Origin of the sequence: Lactiplantibacillus sp. ME-2 (genome assembly GCF_022549155.1) — a bacterium.
In the GTDB taxonomy this organism is placed as follows: Bacteria; Bacillota; Bacilli; order Lactobacillales; family Lactobacillaceae; genus Lactiplantibacillus; species Lactiplantibacillus plantarum.
On sequence record NZ_JAKZEQ010000130.1, the window covers coordinates 1 to 480 of the forward strand.

A 480-nucleotide genomic window follows, 5' to 3' on the forward strand; every position below is an offset into this window, starting at 1 on the left:
GCGTTATATAAGCTTGTCACATTCTGATGATCGGCCAAATTTTCTTTGACAAAGTCTTTAGCACTTAACACTGGTTCACCGCTAGTTTGTGCCACATCAAAGACGGGTAGATAGCGATAACCGACAATGGCGCGCTCATCGGTGGTATCAAGATGCTTCTGCTCGGCTGGTGTTAGCTTCTTAATGATCGGAGCCGCAATCCGAATCGCTTTTGCGCCCCGGTTGACGGTGCGGTTAAAAGCCTTCTGCCATTGCTTAAAACCGGCGACTTGAGTGGCTTGAGGATTTTGCGCATAAATTAAATCAATGTTTCTGGCGCTATAACGATGAAATTTAGCCAGGGTATTGAGATACTTTTTAAATTGGTCACTATCAGTTAATTTTAGGATTTGCTGTTCAGCCTGGGCGACTAATTGTGCTTTCCAAGCCTTAACATCTGCTTTATTTGGCATAAGTTACCCCTCCTCATCTTCAAAAATA

The 480-nt window shown here is 43.5% G+C and carries 1 protein-coding gene; it reads right to left on the reverse strand.

What is annotated here, in order from left to right:
- Window positions 1-452 (reverse strand): ArdC-like ssDNA-binding domain-containing protein (locus MMY95_RS15675; protein ID WP_241277830.1); only part of this gene is annotated, 452 nt, incomplete at its 3' end.
- Window positions 453-480: the final 28 nt, after the last annotated feature.